Raw genomic sequence first — 17297 nt, forward strand, 5'->3', positions numbered from 1 at the left:
TCCTACGCCGCGACGAGATACGAGAAGACTGATTCGAGCGACTCGTCCGACGGCGAGACCGTGAGCAGCCGGATGCCGTGGTCCTTGGCCACCCGGGGCAGCAGGACCGTGAACCGGCCGAAGTCGACGGCCTGGATGCGCAGCGCGCCCTCGGCCAGGTCGACCTCGATGCCGGACGTCGACGGGTCGGCGATCAGCGCGGCCGCGAGGGCGCGGTCGTCGCTGGAGCGGACCAGGTAGCGGTGCGGGCGGTCGGTCATCAGGCGGCGGATCTTGCGGAAGTCGCCGCTGGCCGCGTGCCTGCCGGCCACCACCACCTCGATGTGCCAGGCGAGTTGCTCGACCTCTTCGAGGATGTGGGACGAGAACAGCACGGTGCGGCCCTCGTCGCCCATCCGCCGCAGCAGGTCCATGAGCTGCATGCGCTGGCGCGGGTCCATGCCGTTGAAGGGCTCGTCGAGGAGCAGGAGCGAGGGGTCGTGGACCAGGGCGGACGCCATCTTCACGCGCTGCCGCATGCCCTTGGAGTATGTGGAGATCTTCCGGTCCTGCGCGTACTCCATCTCGACCGTGGCCAGCGCCTTCTGGGCGGCCTTGGCGCCGAGGCCGTGCAACTCGGCGTTGGCGACGACGAATTCGCGTCCGGTGAGGAAGTCGTACATCGCCTCGCGCTCGGGGACGATGCCGATGTGCTTGTAGATCTGTTCGTTGCGCCAGACCTGCTGGCCGTCGAGGGTGACGGTGCCGGTGGAGGGGGCGAGGAAGCCGCCCATCATGTTGATGAGGGTGGACTTTCCGGCGCCGTTGGGGCCGAGGAGTCCGGTGACGCCGGGGCCGACGTTCATGGTGATGTCGTTGACGGCGACCACGTTGCCGAACCAGCGGGAGACGTGGTCGATGGAGAGCGTGGTCACAGGCCCACCTTCCGGTAGCGGCGGATCAGGAGGCCGTAGGTCGCGGCGATGAGGCCCAGGACGGCGAGGACGTAGACGACGCCTTCCGCGTGGCTGGGGCCGACGCCTCCGGGGAACGCCGAAGTCGCGCCCAGGAAGGCCGACTGCAGGCCGTCGATGAGGGTGACGGGCGAGAAGAGGCCGATCCAGGGGATGGCGCTCGTGGAGTTCTGCGCGTCGGCGATCGCCTGGAGGGTGGAGACCGCGCCGGAGGAGATGGTCAGGACGGCGATGACGGCCGCGATGCCGAAGCCGCGGCGCGGGGTGACGGCGGCGATGACCAGGCCGATGCCGGAGAAGAGCAGCGAGAGGAGGGTCACGGAGACGAGTCCCTGGGCGAAGCCCTTGGTCTGGTCGGCGAAGTCCAGCTTGGCGAGCAGGGCGCCTACGTAGAGCACGATCAGCGGAGCCCCGGTCAGGATGAACATGGCCGAGGCCAGGGCCGCGAACTTGGCCCGCACGTAGTCGGCGGTCTCGATCGGCCGCGAGAAGTACAGCGGCACGGTCTTGAAGCGCAGGTCGCGCGAGACCGACTGGGGTGCCTGTGAGGCGACGTAGAGGCCGATGACGGCCTGCATGATGATCGCGTAGCGCGTGTAGTCGACGGGCAGGTCCTTGGCCTTCGTGGCGACCGCGACGGCCACCATGATGGCCGCGGGCACGCACATGACCACGAACAGCAGCATCGGCAGCACCTTGGACTTCACCGAGCGGCCGAGGCCGTAGGAGCCGCGCAGGGACTGCGAGTAGAGGGAGCGGCGGGCGTAGGCGCGGCCCAGGCGGGGGCCGTCGTAGTGGCGGTAGCCGATGTTGTGGATACGGGTCTGGTCGCCCGGCTGGGGGACCAGGGGCTGGTCAATTGCCATGGCCTACGGCCTCCTTCCGCTCTGCGTCGTGGCCGGCGCCCGTGTCGGTGCCGGTGTCGGTGAAGACCTCGGAGATGTGGTGCCTGCGCTGTTCCATGCGCACCAGGCCGATGCCGAGGTCCGCGATCACGTCCCGGACCACGTCGTACGTCTCCTCGCCCGTGGCCGTGAGGAGGAGGACGTGGCCCGCGCCCGGCAGGCCGCTGCTGTCGTGGGTGTCCACCCCCCGCGCACGGAGCGCGTCGCGCACCGCGCGGCTGCCGTCCGGGTGGTCGTCGGTGTCGGTGACCTCGATCGCCAGGGTCGTCGTGATCTGGGTGAAGTCCGTGGTGGAGCTGGAGCGCAGGAGCTTGCCGCCGTCGACCACGATCACGTGGTCGCAGGTGCGCTCCAGCTCGCCCAGCAGGTGCGAGGTCACCAGCACCGAGATGCCGAAGTCCGTGTGGATGCGGCGGATGAGGCCGAGCATCTCGTCGCGGCCGACCGGGTCGAGGCCGTTGGTCGGCTCGTCCAGGAAGACCAGCTGCGGGTCGTGGACGAGGGCCTGCGCGAGCTTGACGCGCTGCTTCATGCCCGTCGAGTAGCCGCCGATGGGGCGGTAGCGCTCCTCGTACAGACCGACATGGCGCAGGGTGTCCGCGGTGCGCTCGCGGGCCGCGGTGGGCGGCAGGCCGGACATGCGCGCCATGTGGACGACGAACTCGGTGGCCGAGACGTCGGGCGGCAGGCAGTCGTGCTCCGGCATGTACCCGACGCGCTCGCGGATGTCGGCACCCTTGGTGGCGACATCGAGGCCGAGCACTTCGGCTCGGCCCTCGGAGGCGGGGGACAGACCCAGCAGGATCTTGATCAAGGTGGACTTGCCGGCTCCGTTGGCACCGACGAGCCCCGTCACACCGGGGCCGACGTCCACGGAGAGCCGGTCAAGCGCGGTCACCCGCGGGAACCGCTTGCTCAGGCTTTCGGTCGCGATCACAGTCACGTCTACGAAGGTAGTGACGCGGACCACTGCGGTCGTCACCCCGCAGAGCTGTCCTCACGTCAGACTCCAGACGTACGGGTCCGTAGGGGATCCCCTGCTTGAGAGCTACGCGGCGTCACCCTCGCAGTTGTCCACAGGTGGAGATCACGCCTATTGACGCAGCCTCTAACAACTGTCACATTCACGAGTGTCAAGTTACGAGCACGTACCGCAGTCGGTGTGGACAGGTGGGGCGGTGGCATGACTACGGCGGTGACACGCGAACTCTCCGCGGAACTGCGGGGGTTCAGGAAGGTCCAGCGGCTGGCGTACGAATGCGCCGAAGCCGTCGCGGCCCGGCTGGAGCCCGGGGTGACCGAGCGCGACGCGGCGCGGATGCAGCGGTCGTGGCTGCGCGCGCGGGGGGTGAGCGACTGGTTCCATCTGCCCTTCGCCTGGTTCGGCGACCGCACGGCGTTCACGGACTTCCGGGTGCCGCTGCAGTTCTTCCCCACGGGCCGCCGTCTTGAGCCCGGGATGCCGTTCATCCTGGACATGGCCCCCGTGTACAAGGGCTTCACGGCCGACATCGGGTATTCGGGCTCCCTGGGCGCCAATCCGGTGCAGGACCGGCTGATGGCCGACTTGGAGGCGCACCGCGCGCTGCTCCTGCGCGAGGTGCGCGAGCGGCGCCCGCTGCGCGAGATCTACGAGGACGTGGACCGCCTCATGGTCCGCCAGGGCTACGCCAACCGGCACCGCGCTTACCCCTTCGGCGTGATCGCGCACAAGGTCGACCGGGTCGCCGAACGCCCTTGGTCCCCAAGGCTGTTCGGGTTCGGCACGCAGTCCCTGAAGGGCCTCGCGAGCGACGCGCTGCACGGCCACCGCGACGGCTGGTCGCCGCTCTGGTCGCCGTACCGCTTCTCGGACCATCCCCCGCACCCCGGCCTGTGGGCGGTCGAACCGCATCTCGGATTCCGGGGCACGGGCGCCAAGTTCGAGGAGATCCTCGTCGTCACCGACTCCGAGGACCCAGAACAGAGCGCCTTCTGGCTGGACGACGATCTGCCGCACGTGCGGCGCTGGGCGGAGGACAAGTGACGCTTGAGGGTGCGCGCGAGCGCTGGGTGCGGACGGGTGGAGTCGAGCTGTGCGTGGCCGAGTTGGGGGATCCCTCGCGCCCCACGGTCGTCCTGGTGCACGGCTATCCCGACAGCAAGGAGGTGTGGTCCGAGGTCGCGTCCCGGCTCGCGGACCGCTTCCACGTCGTGCTCTACGACGTCCGGGGCCACGGCCGGTCGACGGCACCGGAACCGCTGCGGGGCGGGTTCACCCTGGAGAAGCTCACGGACGACTTCCTGGCGGTCGCGGACGCGGTCAGCCCGGACCGGCCCGTGCACCTCGTAGGGCACGACTGGGGCTCGGTGCAGTCCTGGGAGTTCGTCACCGTCGAGCGCACGGTGGGCCGGATCGCCTCCTTCACGTCGATGTCCGGGCCGTCCCTGGACCACTTCGGGCACTGGATCAACAAGCGCCTGACCCGGCCCACCCCGCGCCGCGTCGGCCAACTCCTGGGCCAGGGCGCCAAGTCCTGGTACGTGTACCTGCTGCACACGCCCGTGCTCCCCGAACTCGCCTGGCGCGGCCCCCTGGGCAAGCGCTGGCCGAAGATCCTGGAGCGCGTCGAGAAGATCCCCCGCGGCGACTACCCGACCTCCTCGCTCCCCACGGACGCGGCCCACGGCGCCTGGCTGTACCGGGACAACGTCCGCGCCAGGCTGCGCAGGCCACGCCCCGACGCGTACGCGCACGCGCCCGTGCAGCTCGTCACGCCCCTGGGGGACGCGTTCCTGTCGGAGCGGCTCTACGACGAACTGGAGCTGTGGGCGCCCGGGGCGGTACGCCACACGCTGCCCGCCAAGCACTGGATCCCGCGCACACGCCCCGACCAACTGGCCTCCTGGATCACGGAGTTCGTGACCATCCATGAGGGCGAGCGCCCCAGGCCGACGCCGGCGACCGGCAAGTACGTCGAGCGGTTCGGCGGGCAGCTCGTGCTGGTCACGGGCGCGGGCAGCGGCATCGGGCGGGCCACGGCGTTCGCCTTCGCCGAGTCCGGCGCGCGCGTGGTGGCCGTCGACCGGGACACCGAGAGCGCGGCCCGCACCGCCGAACTCGCCCGGCTGATCGGCGCCCCCGAGGCCTGGGCGGAGACGGTCGACGTCTCCGACGAGCAGGCCATGGAGAAGCTCGCCGCGAAGGTCGCCGCCGAGTACGGCGTGGTGGACGTCCTGGTGAACAACGCCGGAATCGGACTCTCCGGTTCCTTCTTCGACACCACCCCGGAGGACTGGAAGAAGGTCCTGGACGTCAACCTGTGGGGCGTGATCCACGGCTGCCGCCTCTTCGGGAAACAGATGGCCGACCGCGGCCAGGGCGGCCACATCGTCAACACCGCGTCGGCGGCGGCGTTCCAGCCGTCAAAGGCACTGCCCGCCTACAGCACCTCCAAGGCCGCCGTACTGATGCTCAGCGAGTGCCTGCGCGCGGAACTGTCCGGCCAGGGGATCGGCGTCTCGGCGATATGCCCCGGCCTCGTCAACACCAACATCACCTCGACCGCGCACTTCGCCGGGGTCGACGCCGCCGAGGAGAAACGGCGCCAGAAGAAGTCCGCGCGGCTCTACGGGCTGCGCAACTACCCGCCGGAGAAGGTCGCCGACGCGATCCTGCGGGCCGTCGTACGCAACCAGGCCGTCGTGCCCGTCACCCCGGAGGCGCGCGGCGCCCATCTGATGTCCCGGTTCGCCCCGCGCGCGTTGCGGGCGATGGCCCGCCTGGAGCCGCCGCTGTGACCTCCGCGCACGAACACCACGCGATCGCCCCGCGCCGGGTCGCCTTCGACTGGACGCGCACGCCTCTGCACTGGATCCCGGACGAGCCGACCGCCACCCACCTCATCAACGTGCTGCATCTGCTGCTGCCGGCGGGGGAGCGGTGGTTCGTGAAGGTCTTCAAGGAGAGCCTGCCGCTGATCAGGGACCCCGAACTCCTCGCGGACGTCAAGGGGTTCATGGGCCAGGAGGCCACCCACAGCGTCCAGCACGCGCACGTGCTGGACCATCTCGCGGCCCAGCGGCTCGACACCACGGACTTCACCCGGCACGTCGACTTCCTCTTCGAACGGCTCCTCGGCGCACGCCCGCCGCTCGGCGCGCCGGTACCGGAGCGGGAGTGGCTGCGCTTCCGGCTCGCGGTCGTCGCGGCGATCGAACAGTTCACGGCGGTACTGGGCGACTGGATCCTGACCGCGGAGGGCCTCGACCGGGCCGGCGCCGACGAGATCATGCTCGACCTGCTGCGCTGGCACGGCGCCGAGGAGGTCGAACACCGAGCGGTCGCCTACGACATGTTCCAGCACTGCGGCGGCCACGGCCTCCCCCGCTACGCCCGCCGCCTCGCCGGCATGGCGGTCACGGCTCCCGTGATGCTCTCCCTGTGGGCCTGGGGCACGGCCTACTTGATACGCCACGACCCCCAACTCGCCCGCCGCGTCCGCTACTCGCTCGCCGAACACAACAGGGCCGTACGCAAAGGCCTGTTGCCCACCTGGCGCTCACTCGGCGCGGCCGTCCCCCGCTACCTGCGCCGCTCCTACCATCCGTCCCGGGAGGGGTCGTTGAACCGGGCGGTGGAGTACCTGCGGAGGTCACCGGCGGCACGGGCGGGGGTTGCGTGAGGTCGGGGACGGGTGGGGCCAGGTCCGGTTCAGGCTCCGGCTCCCGCTCCGCTTCAAGTCCCGCCCCCAACCCCGCCCAGAACCCCGGCCCCGTCCCCAACCCCGGCCCCCGCGAAGCCGCCTACCGCATAGAAGACCTCGCGCATCTCAGCGGCGCCACCGTCCGGACCATCCGCGCCTACCAGGACCGCGGTCTGCTCCCCCGGCCCGAGCGGCGGGGCCGGGCCAACGTGTACGCCGACGTCCATCTCGCCCGGCTCCGGCAGATCGCGGACCTGCTCGACCGCGGCTACGGCCTGGCGTCCATCAAGGAGTTGCTTGACGCCTGGGACACGGGCCGGGGGCTGGGCGGGGTGCTCGGGCTGGCCGCCGAGGTGGACGGGCCGTGGACCGACGAGCAGGCGGTGCGGATCTCCCGTGCCGAGCTGGAGCGGCGCTTCGGCGGCAGCCCGGACGACGCGGCCGTCGCCGAGGCCGTCGAACTCGGCGTGCTGGAGCCGGTCCCCGGAGACCCTGACTCCTTCCTCGTGCCGAGCCCCCAAGAGCTGGCGGTGGCCGTCGAGTTGTACGCCTCCGGGGTCCCACTGCCCGCGATCTCCTCCCACCTGCGGGAGTTGAGGGTCCAGGTCGAGCACATCGCCGCCCGTTTCCTGGAGTTCACCACCGAGCACGTCTTCGCCCGCTACCTCGACGGTTCGCACCGTCCGACCGACGCGGACGCGACCGAAGCGGCCTCGCTCGTACGACGACTGCGGCCCCTCGCGCAGCAGACGGTGGACGCCGAACTCGCCCGGGCGATGCGGCTGTTCGCCAACCGGTCGCTTCGCCGACACCTCGGCGCCGCCGAGTCGTCGCGGCCCGTGTCCTCGTCACGTTCCGTGGCCGTGCCTGAGACGACAATGCGGGCCGTGGAGGGGTTGGTCGGGCCGGAGAAGGCGGGCGAGTTCATCGCGCTGGCGGCCGAACGGGAGCTGCGGGCAAGGGCGTTGGATGCGCTCATGCCAAATGGTGTACCCCCAGGCGATCTTGACGAACAGGGGTGACATGACAGGGAGTTGTCCACAGAAACGCCAATTCCCCTGTGGATAACTACAGTTGGTTGTGGATCAAACATCGGCCGCAAAATAAAGTGCGTGATCCACGTCTCTCCCGTCATGCTGACCGGATGGATGAAAGACGCACCGTGAAGGTGTCGAAGTACCTCTCCAAGCATCTGCGCCACCAGCCCGAGCGGATCGGGCTCACCCTCGACGAGGCCGGCTGGGTCGAGATCGACACGCTGATCGCCGCCTGCGCCGCACACGGGTTCCGGTTCGACCGCGCGGAACTCGACCACGTGGTGGCCACGAACGACAAACGCCGCTTCGCGATCGAGGGCACCCGTATCCGCGCCAGCCAGGGCCACAGCATCGAGGTCGACCTCGGACTGCCCCCGGCCACCCCTCCGCCGTACCTCTTCCACGGCACGGTCGCCCGCAACCTGGACGCGATCCGGGCCGAGGGGCTCCGGCCCATGAACCGCCACGCCGTCCACCTCTCCGCCGACCGGGAGACCGCGACCCGCGTCGGCGCCCGCCGCGGCCGCCCCGTCGTGCTCTCCGTGGACGCGGGCGCGATGCACAAGGACGGCCATGTCTTCCGGGTCAGCGAGAACGGGGTCTGGCTCACCGAGTCCGTACCCGTGCGGTATCTGCGGTTCCCCGCCCCTCACTGACCCCGCACGGCCCGAGGAGTACCGCCCCGGTAGGGCCCCGGCCGCGCCACCCCCGGCATGATCAGCGATATGGACCACTTCCCCAGCACCGAGGCCGCCGTCACCGCCCTCCGCGCCATCGCGTCCGAGTACGCGCGGGAGATCGAGGTCACCCATGACATCGGCGCCGACCAGACCTCCCGCCGCACCTCCGCGGGCTTCGGCGTCACCACGGACCCGGACGGTTCACTCCCGCACGAGGCCTTCGCCGAGTTCGGCGGACTGCCCCGGGTGAGCGTGCGGCTCTATCCCGAGGACGACGCGCTGATCACGATCGAGGGAATCGACTGCCCCGACATCGCCCGCGACGACGTCCCCGCCTTCCTCCGCTCCGTCTTCGACGGCCACGCCCACGTCAAGGCCCGCCGTTTCCCGCCCAGTTGCAACCTGGTCGTCCCGCTGCCCGGCGACCGGACGCACAAGGAGTGGATCTCGATGATCGCGCTCACGCCGTGGCTGAACAGCCGCATACGGTGACGGTTTCACGTGAAACACGGACAGCCGCATAGCCTGGGAATCATGAGCCTGCGCCTGAGCACCGTGATCCTCCCGTACCGCCGCTGGAACGAGGGGAGCCGCGAATCCTGGCAGCGCGCGGAGCAGCTCGGCTTCCACACCGGCTTCACCTACGACCACCTGTCCTGGCGCACCTTCCGGGACGGCCCGTGGTTCGGTGCCGTACCGACGCTGACCGCCGCCGCGGCCGTGACCGAGCGGATGCGTCTGGGCACCCTCGTCACCTCGCCGAACTTCCGGCACCCGGTGACCCTCGCCAAGGAACTCATCTCGCTTGACGACGTCTCCGACGGGCGGGTCACCCTGGGCATCGGCGCGGGCGGCACCGGCTTCGACGCCACCGCGCTCGGCCAGGAGTCGTGGACCCCGCGTGAGCGTGCCGACCGGTTCGGGGAGTTCGTTCCGCTGCTGGACCGGCTGCTCACCGAGGACTCGGTGTCGTACAAGGGCGACTTCTACTCGGCGCACGAGGCGCGCAACATCCCGGGGTGTGTCCAGCGGCCCCGGCTGCCCTTCGCGGTGGCGGCCACCGGACCTCGTGGGCTGAAGCTCGCCGCCCGGTACGGACAGGCGTGGGTGACCACCGGCGACCCAAAACTGTTCGAGAACGGCACCCCTGAGCAGTCGGTTCACGCCATTCGCGGCCAGGTCGACAAGCTGGCCGACGCCTGCGCCGCGATCGGCCGGGACGCGGCCGGGATCGACAAGATCCTGCTCACCGGGTTCACCCCGGACCGCGGCCGTCCGCTGGAGTCCCTCGGCGCCTTCGTCGATTTCGCGGGCCGGCACCAGGAACTGGGCTTCACCGACCTCGTGATCCACTGGCCCATCCCGGACTCCGACTTCGCCGCGGACGAGAAGATCTTCGAGCAGATCGCCATGGAGGCTCCGACACAGCTCCGCTGAGTCCGGCACTGCGGCTCGGCCGGGATCGGGGAGTGCAACGCCCCTGGTAGGGGCGTTAACCACTCACCTGTGCACTCTCCCGCACAGTCGTGCGGACATATGCGGGAGAATGGCCCGGTGACCTCAGCTACTCGACAGCCCGAGACCCCGGCCTCCGCCGTCCCGCCACGGCTGATCGCCACCGACCTGGACGGCACCCTGCTGCGCGACGACAAGTCGGTGTCCCCCCGCACGGTGGCGGCCCTGGCGGCAGCCGAGGAGGCGGGTGTCGAGGTCTTCTTCGTCACCGGCCGCCCGGCCCGCTGGATGGACGTCGTCAGCGACCACGTCCACGGCCACGGCCTGGCGATCTGCGGCAACGGCGCCGCCGTGGTCGACCTGCACGGCGGCCCCGGCGCCCACCGCTTCGTGAAGGTCCGCGAACTGGCCCGGGAGAACGCCCTCGACGCCGTACGCCTGGTGCGCGAGGCGGCGCCCGGGACGGTGTACGCGATCGAGCAGACGTACGGCTTCTACCAGGAGCAGGCGTATCCGAAGCTGCACATGGAGATACCCGACAGCCTCGCCACCGCCGAGAAGCTCCTCGCGCCGGACGCCCCGGGGGCCGACGAGCCGGTGCTGAAGATCCTCGCGTTCCACCCCGAGCTGGACCCGGACGTCTTCCTGAACCTCGCCCGCCTCGCCCTCGGCGACCGCGCGAACGTCACCCGCTCCAGCCCCAGCGCCCTGCTGGAGATCAGCGGGCCCGGCGTCTCCAAGGCCAGCACCCTCGCCCTGTGCTGTGCGGAGCGCGGTATCGCGCCCGAGGAGGTCGTCGCCTTCGGGGACATGCCGAACGACGTCGAGATGCTCACCTGGGCGGGACAGTCGTACGCGATGGGAAACGCGCACCCCGACGTGCTCGCGGCGGCCTCCGGGCGGACCGTCGACAACAACGAGGACGGTGTGGCGGTCGTGATCGAGCGGATGCTGGCCGAGCGACACCTGCTCTAGCCGACGGAGACTCCCCGCTGGGCGAGCCAGGGCAGCGGATCGACCGCGGATCCCATGTCCGGGGTGACCCGTACCTCGAAGTGCAGATGTGGGCCGGTGGAGTTGCCGGTCGTGCCGGACTGGGCGATCCACTGGCCGGTGGTGACGCGGTCCCCCTGGTCGACGGTGACGGCGGCGAGGTGGGCGTACTGCGTGCAGTAGCCGCCCGGGTGCTCGATGACGATCTCGATGCCGAAGGCGCCCCCGCAGGAGACCCGCACCACGCGGCCCGCCCCGGCCGCCCGGACCGGCGTGCCGATGGGGACCGCGAAGTCCTGGCCGGTGTGGCGGTTCGCCCAGCGGGAGCCGCCGCTGCCGAAGCCCGCGGACAGTTCGGCGGTCTCCACCGGCGCGACCCACGGGCCGGTGACCCGGTTCGGCGGCTGGTCGAGGCGGACGGCGCCCCGGCAACTGCCCGCCGCGACCGAGGCGTCCGCCTGGCCCTGCAGCTGGCCGCGCGCCTCTTCGAGTCTCCGCTGGATGTCCTGCTTCAGGTCGGCGAGTTCGGCGTTCCGCTTCTCCAGCGTCCGCCACGCCGACGCGGCCTTCGCCTCGTCACCGGCGAGCCGCACCTCGGCCCGGTGACTCCTGCCGATCGCGTTGCCCACGGCCAGATCCGCCTGGGAGAAGACGTGCTGATCGCGCATCAGATCCTCGGGGCTGTCCGCGAGGATGATCCGGGCCGCCATCGGGACACCACCGCCGCTGCGGTACTGGGCACGGGCGATCCGGCCCAGGTCCTCGTGCAGCCGGGCGATCTCCCGCCGTTCGCGCTCCAGTTGACCCTCGACCCGCTGGGCGCGGACCCGTTGCGCGTCGGCCGCCTGCCGCCCCGCCTCGTACCGCTGCGCCGCGACGGCCGCGTCCAGGTACAGCCGCGCCACCTCCGCGCCGGCACCGGCGGCGGTGTGGGTGTCGTCGTCGCCGGGGCGGGCCGCCAGCACGGCGAGCGCGCACAGCAGCACCGGAACGAGCAGCGGATGACGGCGAGATGAGCGCATGTCAGCGATCGTGACCCGCGCGACCGACGAGGGCCCTGTTCAAGTCGTACGCATGGGGGACGCGTTGCTGCGAACGGCTCAGCGGGAACCATGGCGGGCGGGTGTCTGACCGGGCTCAGCGGAAGCCATACCGGACGGGTGTCCGACAGGGCTCAGCAGAAGCCGAACCAGACAGAGTCCCGCCAGAGCCCAGCAGAAGCCGAACCCGACATCCCGACCGGAGCCCAACGGAAGCCGAACCCGACAGGATCCCGCCGGAGTCCAGCGGAAGCCGCACCGGACACAGTCCCGTCCGGGGCTCAGTGGGGCGCCTGCCACACCACCGTCGTGCCGCCGCCGTCCTCGCCGATGCCCGGCCCGTACCAGCTGTCGCCGCCCAGGGATTCGGCCCGCCGCTTGAGGTTCTGCAGGCCGCTGCGGCGCCCGCCCGCCGGGATGCCGACGCCGTCGTCCGCGACGGTGAGCCGTACGCCGGGCCGACCGTCCGGCAGGGTCGCGGTCGCGTCGACGACGACCTCGATGCGCGCCGCCTCCGCGTGCCGGAACGCGTTGGAGAGGGCCTCGCGCAGGGCGGCGATGAGGTTCTTGCCGGTGAGGTCGCCGACCGTCGTGTCGACCGCGCCGACGAAACGGTGCCCGGGCTTGAAACCGAGCGGCACGGCCGCCATGTTGATCTCCCGCAGCACCCGCGTACGCAGCCCGGAGGGCGCCTCGGCGGGGCCCTGCTGGAGCGCGAAGATCGCGGTGCGGATCTCCTGGATGGTGACGTCGAGTTCGTCGACGGCGTTGGCCACGCCGTGCCGCACCTCGGGGACGAGCGACCCGCGCTGGGCGCTCTCCAGCATCATCCCGGTGGCGAACAGCCGTTGGATGACCAGGTCGTGCAGGTCACGGGCGATCCGGTCGCGGTCCTCGTACACCGCGAGCCGCTCCCGGTCGCGCTGCGTCTCGGCCATCATCAGCGCGAGCGCGGCCTGCGAGGCGAACTGGATCGCGAGGGTGCGCTCAGTCTCCGTGAACGGCCGCTCGCCCTGCGCGCGCGGCGTGACCAGGGCCCCCAGGACGCGCCCGCCGCTCTGCAGGGGCAGCGCCATGATCGGCCCGTACTCACGCGCGAGGGCGCTGAGCATCCGGGGATCGGTGGCCGCGTCCGCCACGAACACCGGCCGTCCGTCGAGGAGTTGCGCGATGACCTCGCTGTCCGGCGCGACGACCCTGCCTAGCTGGTCCGACGGCTGCTCCGAGGACACGGCGACGATCTCCATGCCGCCCTCGGCCGCGGGCAGCAGCACGATCCCGGCCGCCGAACCGGACAGCCGACGGGCGCGTTCCGCGACGACCTGCAACGCGTCCTCGGCGTCCCCGCCGGACAGCAGCGCGGTCGTGACGGCCACCGACCCGTCGATCCACCGCTCGCGCTGCTTGGCGGCCTCGTACAACCGGGCGTTGCCGATCGCGATACCGGCCTCGGTCGCCAGCACCCGGACCATGTTGACGTCGTAGTCGTTGAAGAGGTCCCCGCCGCGCTTCTCGCCCAGATAGAGGGTGCCGAAGACCTCTCCCGAGACGCGGATGGGAACGCCGAGAAAGCCGCGCATCCGTGGGTGGTGGTCGGGGAATCCCCAGGACCGCGGGTCCTCGGTCACATCCACCAACCGCACCGGCGCCGACTCCCGGACGAGCGCGCCGAGCAACCCCTTGTGCCCGTCGGGGAACCGCCCGATGCGCCGCGCGGTCCCCGCGTCGACCCCGTGGAAGACGAAGTCGGCGAGCGCGTCGCCGTCCTCGTCGACGACGCCGATCCCCGCGTACCGGGCGTCCGTCAGCGTGGCCGCCGCCTCGCAGATCCGCTCCAGCGTGGAGTGCAGTTCGAGCCCGCTCCCCACGGAACGCATCGCCTCCAGCAACTGCGGCACGCGCACGGCCAGTTCGGCCGAGAGTCCCGGGGAGGGCGGCGGCGGGGGATCAGGACGCGGGGCGGCTGACATACCCCGAGCCTAATTAGTACTCTTTATCCCGGAAAGTCGAGCGGTTCGACCACTGGACCCCTAACCAGCCGCCACCAACAGCTCCGACGCCGCCTCCCGCTCCGCCATCCCCCGCAACGGCCCCTCCACCGAGGCCAGTCCGGCGTACGGTCCCCGCTGCACGACCCGTCCCTCGTCCAGCACGATCACCTCGTCCACGTCCTCCAGGCCCGCGAGCCGGTGCGTGATGAGCAGTGTCGTACGGCCTTCCGTGGCGGCCAGGAGATCGGCGGTGAGCGCGTCGGCGGTCGCCAGGTCCAGGTGTTCGGCGGGCTCGTCGAGCACGAGCACCGGGAAGTCGGCGAGCAGCGCGCGAGCGAGCGCGAGCCGCTGCCGCTGTCCGCCGGAGAGCCGGGCCCCGTGCTCACCGACGAGGGTGTCGAGGCCGTCGGGCAGCCCGTCGGCCCAGTCGAGCAGCCGGGCACGCTCCAGCGCGGCCCGTAGTTCGTCCTCGGTCGCTTCCTTCTTCGCGAGGAGCAGGTTCTCGCGCACCGAGCTGTCGAAGAGGTGCGCGTCCTGCGCACACAGCCCGACGAGCCGTCGTACGTCGTCGCCGTCCAGGGCGTACGCGTCCACGCCGGCCAGCGTGTACGAACCCGCGTCCGCGTCCAGGAAGCGCAGCAGCACCTGCGCCAGCGTCGTCTTGCCGGACCCGGAGGTGCCGACGACGGCGACCCGGCGGCCCTTCTCCAGCGTCAGGTCGAGCCCGGCGAGCGCGTCCCGGTCCTGCCCGGTGTGCCGGGCGGCCAGTCCCTGTACGACGAGCGGGAAGGGTGTCGCGGGTGCCTGGCGGGGCCGCTCCGGTTCCCATACGGGCTCGGGGGCGTCCAGCACCTCGTAGACGCGCTCGGCGCTCTTGCGGACCCGCTGCCGGTACTGCACGGCGAGGGGCAGTCCGAGGACGGCCTCGAAGGCGGCGAGCGGGGTGAGAACGACGACGGCCGTGAGGACACCGCTGAGTCGTCCGGCGGCGACGGCCTGGGCGGCCACGAGTGCGGTGGCGGCGACGGTCAGGCCGGAGATCAGCGCGGTGAGGCCGTCGCCGAGCGCGGTGGCGGTGGCGGCGCGGGAGGCGATCCGGGTGAGGGTGCCGTCGGCCCGCTTGGCCTCGGCGGTGCGGGCGGGCAGCGCGCCGGCGACCGTCAACTCCGCGGTGCCGGTGAGCAGTTCGGTCACGCGGGTGGCGAGCACTCCGCGGGCGGGGGCCAGTCGCCGTTCGGCACGGCGGGCCACGGCACCGGTCACGAGGGGGACGCCGACGCCGGCCGCGAGGAGGCCGACCGCGAGGGCGGCACCGGCCTCGGGGAGCAGCCAGGCCGTGAAGCCGACCGTCGTGGCGGATACGGTGACCGCGACCCCGGCGGGCAGCAGCCAGCGCAGCCAGTAGTCCTGGAGCGCGTCCACGTCGGCGACGAGCCGGGACAGCAGATCGCCGCGCCGGGTGTCGCGCAGCCCGGCGGGCGCCAGCCGTTCAAGGCGCCGGTAGACGGCGACCCGGGTGTCGGCCAGCATCCGCAGCACCGCGTCGTGCGACACGAGCCGCTCCGCGTACCGGAACACGGCCCGCCCGATCCCGAAGGTCCGGGTCGCGGTCACGGCCACCATCAGGTACAGCACGGGCGGCTGCTGCGAGGCCCGCGAGATCAGCCATCCCGAGGTGCCCATGAGCCCGACGGCACTGCCCAGCGCGAGACTTCCGAGCAGCAGCGCCAGGGCGAGACGCCCACGCCGGGCACCGGACATGGCACGGACCCGGGCGAGGACGCCACCCGTGTGGGCCGCGAGCCGTGTCTCGGGCTCGTCGGGAGCTACGGAACCCACCGACGCCTCCGACGAGACCGGGTTCGTATCGGCGAGTGTCGGCGCGGCCTGCCCGTGGATCGCGGCCACGCCCTCCGTCACCCGCACCACCCGGTCCGCGACCGCCAGCAGGGCCGGTCGGTGCACCACGAGCAGGACCGTCCGCCCCACCGCCAGCCGCCGTACCGCCTCGACCACTTCGGCCTCGGTCGCTCCGTCCAGCGCGGCCGTGGGTTCGTCGAGGAGCAGGACGGGCCGGTCGGCGAGGAAGGCCCGGGCGAGGGCGAGCCGTTGCCGCTGCCCGGCGGACAGCCCGGCCCCGTCCTCGCCGAGCGCGCTCCTGATGCCCTCGGGCAGCGCGTCCACGAAGTCCAGGGCGCCGGCATCGGCCAACGCCCGCCGTACGGCGGTGTCGTCGGCGTCGGGGCGGGCCAGCCGTACGTTCTCGGCGATCGTCCCGGCGTACAGCTGCGGCCGTTGCGGCACCCAGGCGATCCGCGCCCGCCACCGTTCCAGGTCGACGTCGGTGAGATCGACTCCCCCGACGCGCACCCGGCCCTCGGTGGGCCGTACGAACCCCAACAGGGCGTTCAGCAAAGTGGACTTGCCCGAGCCGCTCGGGCCGACGAGGGCGACCGTCTCTCCGGGGTCCACGGTGAAGGACGTCTCCGATACGGCGTCGGCGGACCGCCCGGGGTACCGGACCGTCACGTCCTCGAAGGCCAGGGCGTCCGACGGCACTTCGGTGGTGCCTGAGGCCGGTACCGGTGTCTCCAGTACCGAGAAGATCTCCTCGGCTGCGGCGAGGCCCTCCGCCGCCGCGTGGTACTGCGCGCCCACCTGACGCAGCGGCAGGTACGCCTCGGGTGCCAGGACGAGGACGACGAGACCGATGTAGAGGTCCATGTCGCCGTGGACGAGGCGCATGCCGATGGTCACGGCGACGAGGGCCACGGAGAGCGTGGCGAGGAGTTCCAGGGCGAAGGAGGAGACGAAGGCGATCCGCAGGGTCCGCATGGTCGCCTGCCGGTACTCGCCGGTGATGCGCCGGATCGAGTCGGCCTGCGCCTTGGCCCGGCCGAACACCTTCAGGGTCGGCAGCCCCGCGACCACGTCCAGGAAGTGCCCGGAGAGCCGCGACAGCAACTGCCACTGGCGGTCCATCCGGGACTGGGTGGCCCAGCCGATCATCACCATGAAGAGCGGGATGAGCGGCAGCGTGCCGACGATGATCGCCGCCGACACCCAGTCTTCGGTGACGATCCGCGCCAGCACCGCCACCGGAACGACGATCGCGAGGCCCAACTGCGGGAGGTAGCGAGAGAAGTAGTCGTCGAGGGCGTCGACACCTCGGGTGGCGAGGGCGACCAGCGAACCGGTCCGCTGCCCGCTCAGCCAGCCCGGGCCCAGGTCCACGGACCGCTCCAGCAGCCGTCGCCGTAGCTCCGACTTCACGGCGGCGCTGGCGCGGTGGGCGGCGAGTTCGGTGAGCCAGGAGACGAGGGCGCGGCCGACGGCGACCGACGCCAACAACAGCAGGGGAGTGCCGAGTTCACCGACGGACATCCGGTGCTGGAAGGCACCGACCACGACCTCGGCGATGAGCATCGCCTGCGCGATGACCAACAGCGCCCCGACGGCACCCAGGCCGACGACCGCCATCAGGAAGAGGCGAGTGGCGCGGGCGTACCGGAGCAGTCGCGGGTCGATTGGTTTCACGTGAAACACACCCTCTTCTCG

General features: G+C 71.5%; 14 protein-coding genes. 8 read left to right on the forward strand and 6 right to left on the reverse strand.

Going from position 1 to position 17297, the window contains the following annotated elements; translation table 11 throughout:
* Positions 1–2: 2 nt before the first annotated feature.
* From OG226_RS24935 to OG226_RS24945, 3 genes are read right to left on the reverse strand one after another with little or no spacing between them, the layout of a single operon-like run.
* Positions 3–914, reverse strand: coding sequence for an ABC transporter ATP-binding protein (locus tag OG226_RS24935; protein ID WP_033285489.1), 912 nt, complete (start codon positions 912–914; stop codon positions 3–5).
* Positions 911–1819: an ABC transporter permease gene (locus tag OG226_RS24940; RefSeq protein WP_329350079.1), complete on the reverse strand. Its 909-nt coding sequence runs from the start codon at positions 1817–1819 to the stop codon at positions 911–913. The genes OG226_RS24935 and OG226_RS24940 overlap by 4 nt, the downstream gene beginning before the upstream one ends.
* Positions 1809–2795, reverse strand: coding sequence for an ABC transporter ATP-binding protein (locus OG226_RS24945; protein ID WP_328686427.1), 987 nt, complete (start codon positions 2793–2795; stop codon positions 1809–1811). The genes OG226_RS24940 and OG226_RS24945 overlap by 11 nt, the downstream gene beginning before the upstream one ends.
* Positions 2796–3041: 246 nt before the next feature.
* Between OG226_RS24945 and OG226_RS24950 the strand changes: the two genes are divergently transcribed.
* The 8 genes from OG226_RS24950 to OG226_RS24985 all read left to right on the forward strand — a co-directional run bounded on the left by OG226_RS24950 (position 3042) and on the right by OG226_RS24985 (position 10690).
* Positions 3042–3884, forward strand: coding sequence for a M24 family metallopeptidase (locus tag OG226_RS24950; RefSeq protein WP_328681585.1), 843 nt, complete (start codon positions 3042–3044; stop codon positions 3882–3884).
* The gene (locus tag OG226_RS24955) at positions 3881–5638 is read left to right on the forward strand and encodes an SDR family oxidoreductase (protein WP_329350080.1); all 1758 of its coding nucleotides are present in this window, start codon (positions 3881–3883) and stop codon (positions 5636–5638) included. The genes OG226_RS24950 and OG226_RS24955 overlap by 4 nt, the downstream gene beginning before the upstream one ends.
* On the forward strand, positions 5635–6522 hold the full coding sequence (locus OG226_RS24960) for a metal-dependent hydrolase (protein ID WP_329350081.1): 888 nt from the start codon (positions 5635–5637) through the stop codon (positions 6520–6522). Before OG226_RS24955 ends, OG226_RS24960 begins: the two co-directional genes overlap by 4 nt.
* Positions 6523–6650: 128 nt before the next feature.
* Positions 6651–7565 (forward strand): MerR family transcriptional regulator, encoded by a 915-nt coding sequence (locus OG226_RS24965; RefSeq protein WP_329353499.1) that lies wholly within the window; start codon positions 6651–6653, stop codon positions 7563–7565.
* A gap of 122 nt (positions 7566–7687) precedes the next feature.
* The gene (locus OG226_RS24970; protein WP_328681579.1) at positions 7688–8236 is read left to right on the forward strand and encodes an RNA 2'-phosphotransferase; all 549 of its coding nucleotides are present in this window, start codon (positions 7688–7690) and stop codon (positions 8234–8236) included.
* Positions 8237–8305: 69 nt separating this feature from the next.
* Positions 8306–8752, forward strand: coding sequence for a hypothetical protein (locus OG226_RS24975; protein ID WP_329350082.1), 447 nt, complete (start codon positions 8306–8308; stop codon positions 8750–8752).
* Positions 8753–8794: 42 nt separating this feature from the next.
* Positions 8795–9697, forward strand: coding sequence for an LLM class flavin-dependent oxidoreductase (locus tag OG226_RS24980; RefSeq protein ID WP_329350083.1), 903 nt, complete (start codon positions 8795–8797; stop codon positions 9695–9697).
* 99 nt (positions 9698–9796) lie between these two features.
* Positions 9797–10690, forward strand: a complete 894-nt coding sequence (locus OG226_RS24985; RefSeq protein ID WP_328681571.1) for a Cof-type HAD-IIB family hydrolase — start codon at positions 9797–9799, stop codon at positions 10688–10690.
* Here the strand turns inward: OG226_RS24985 and OG226_RS24990 are convergent.
* From OG226_RS24990 to cydD, 3 genes are all read right to left on the reverse strand, one after another.
* Positions 10687–11730: a M23 family metallopeptidase gene (locus OG226_RS24990; RefSeq protein ID WP_329350084.1), complete on the reverse strand. Its 1044-nt coding sequence runs from the start codon at positions 11728–11730 to the stop codon at positions 10687–10689. The two genes, OG226_RS24985 and OG226_RS24990, sit on opposite strands and share 4 nt — an antisense overlap.
* Positions 11731–12029: 299 nt before the next feature.
* Positions 12030–13718, reverse strand: coding sequence for a sensor histidine kinase (locus OG226_RS24995; RefSeq protein WP_329350085.1), 1689 nt, complete (start codon positions 13716–13718; stop codon positions 12030–12032).
* Positions 13719–13778: 60 nt separating this feature from the next.
* Positions 13779–17276, reverse strand: coding sequence for a thiol reductant ABC exporter subunit CydD (cydD, locus tag OG226_RS25000; protein ID WP_329350086.1), 3498 nt, complete (start codon positions 17274–17276; stop codon positions 13779–13781).
* Positions 17277–17297: the final 21 nt, after the last annotated feature.

It is taken from the genome of Streptomyces sp. NBC_01261 (assembly GCF_036226385.1).
Classification (GTDB): Bacteria; Actinomycetota; Actinomycetes; order Streptomycetales; family Streptomycetaceae; genus Streptomyces.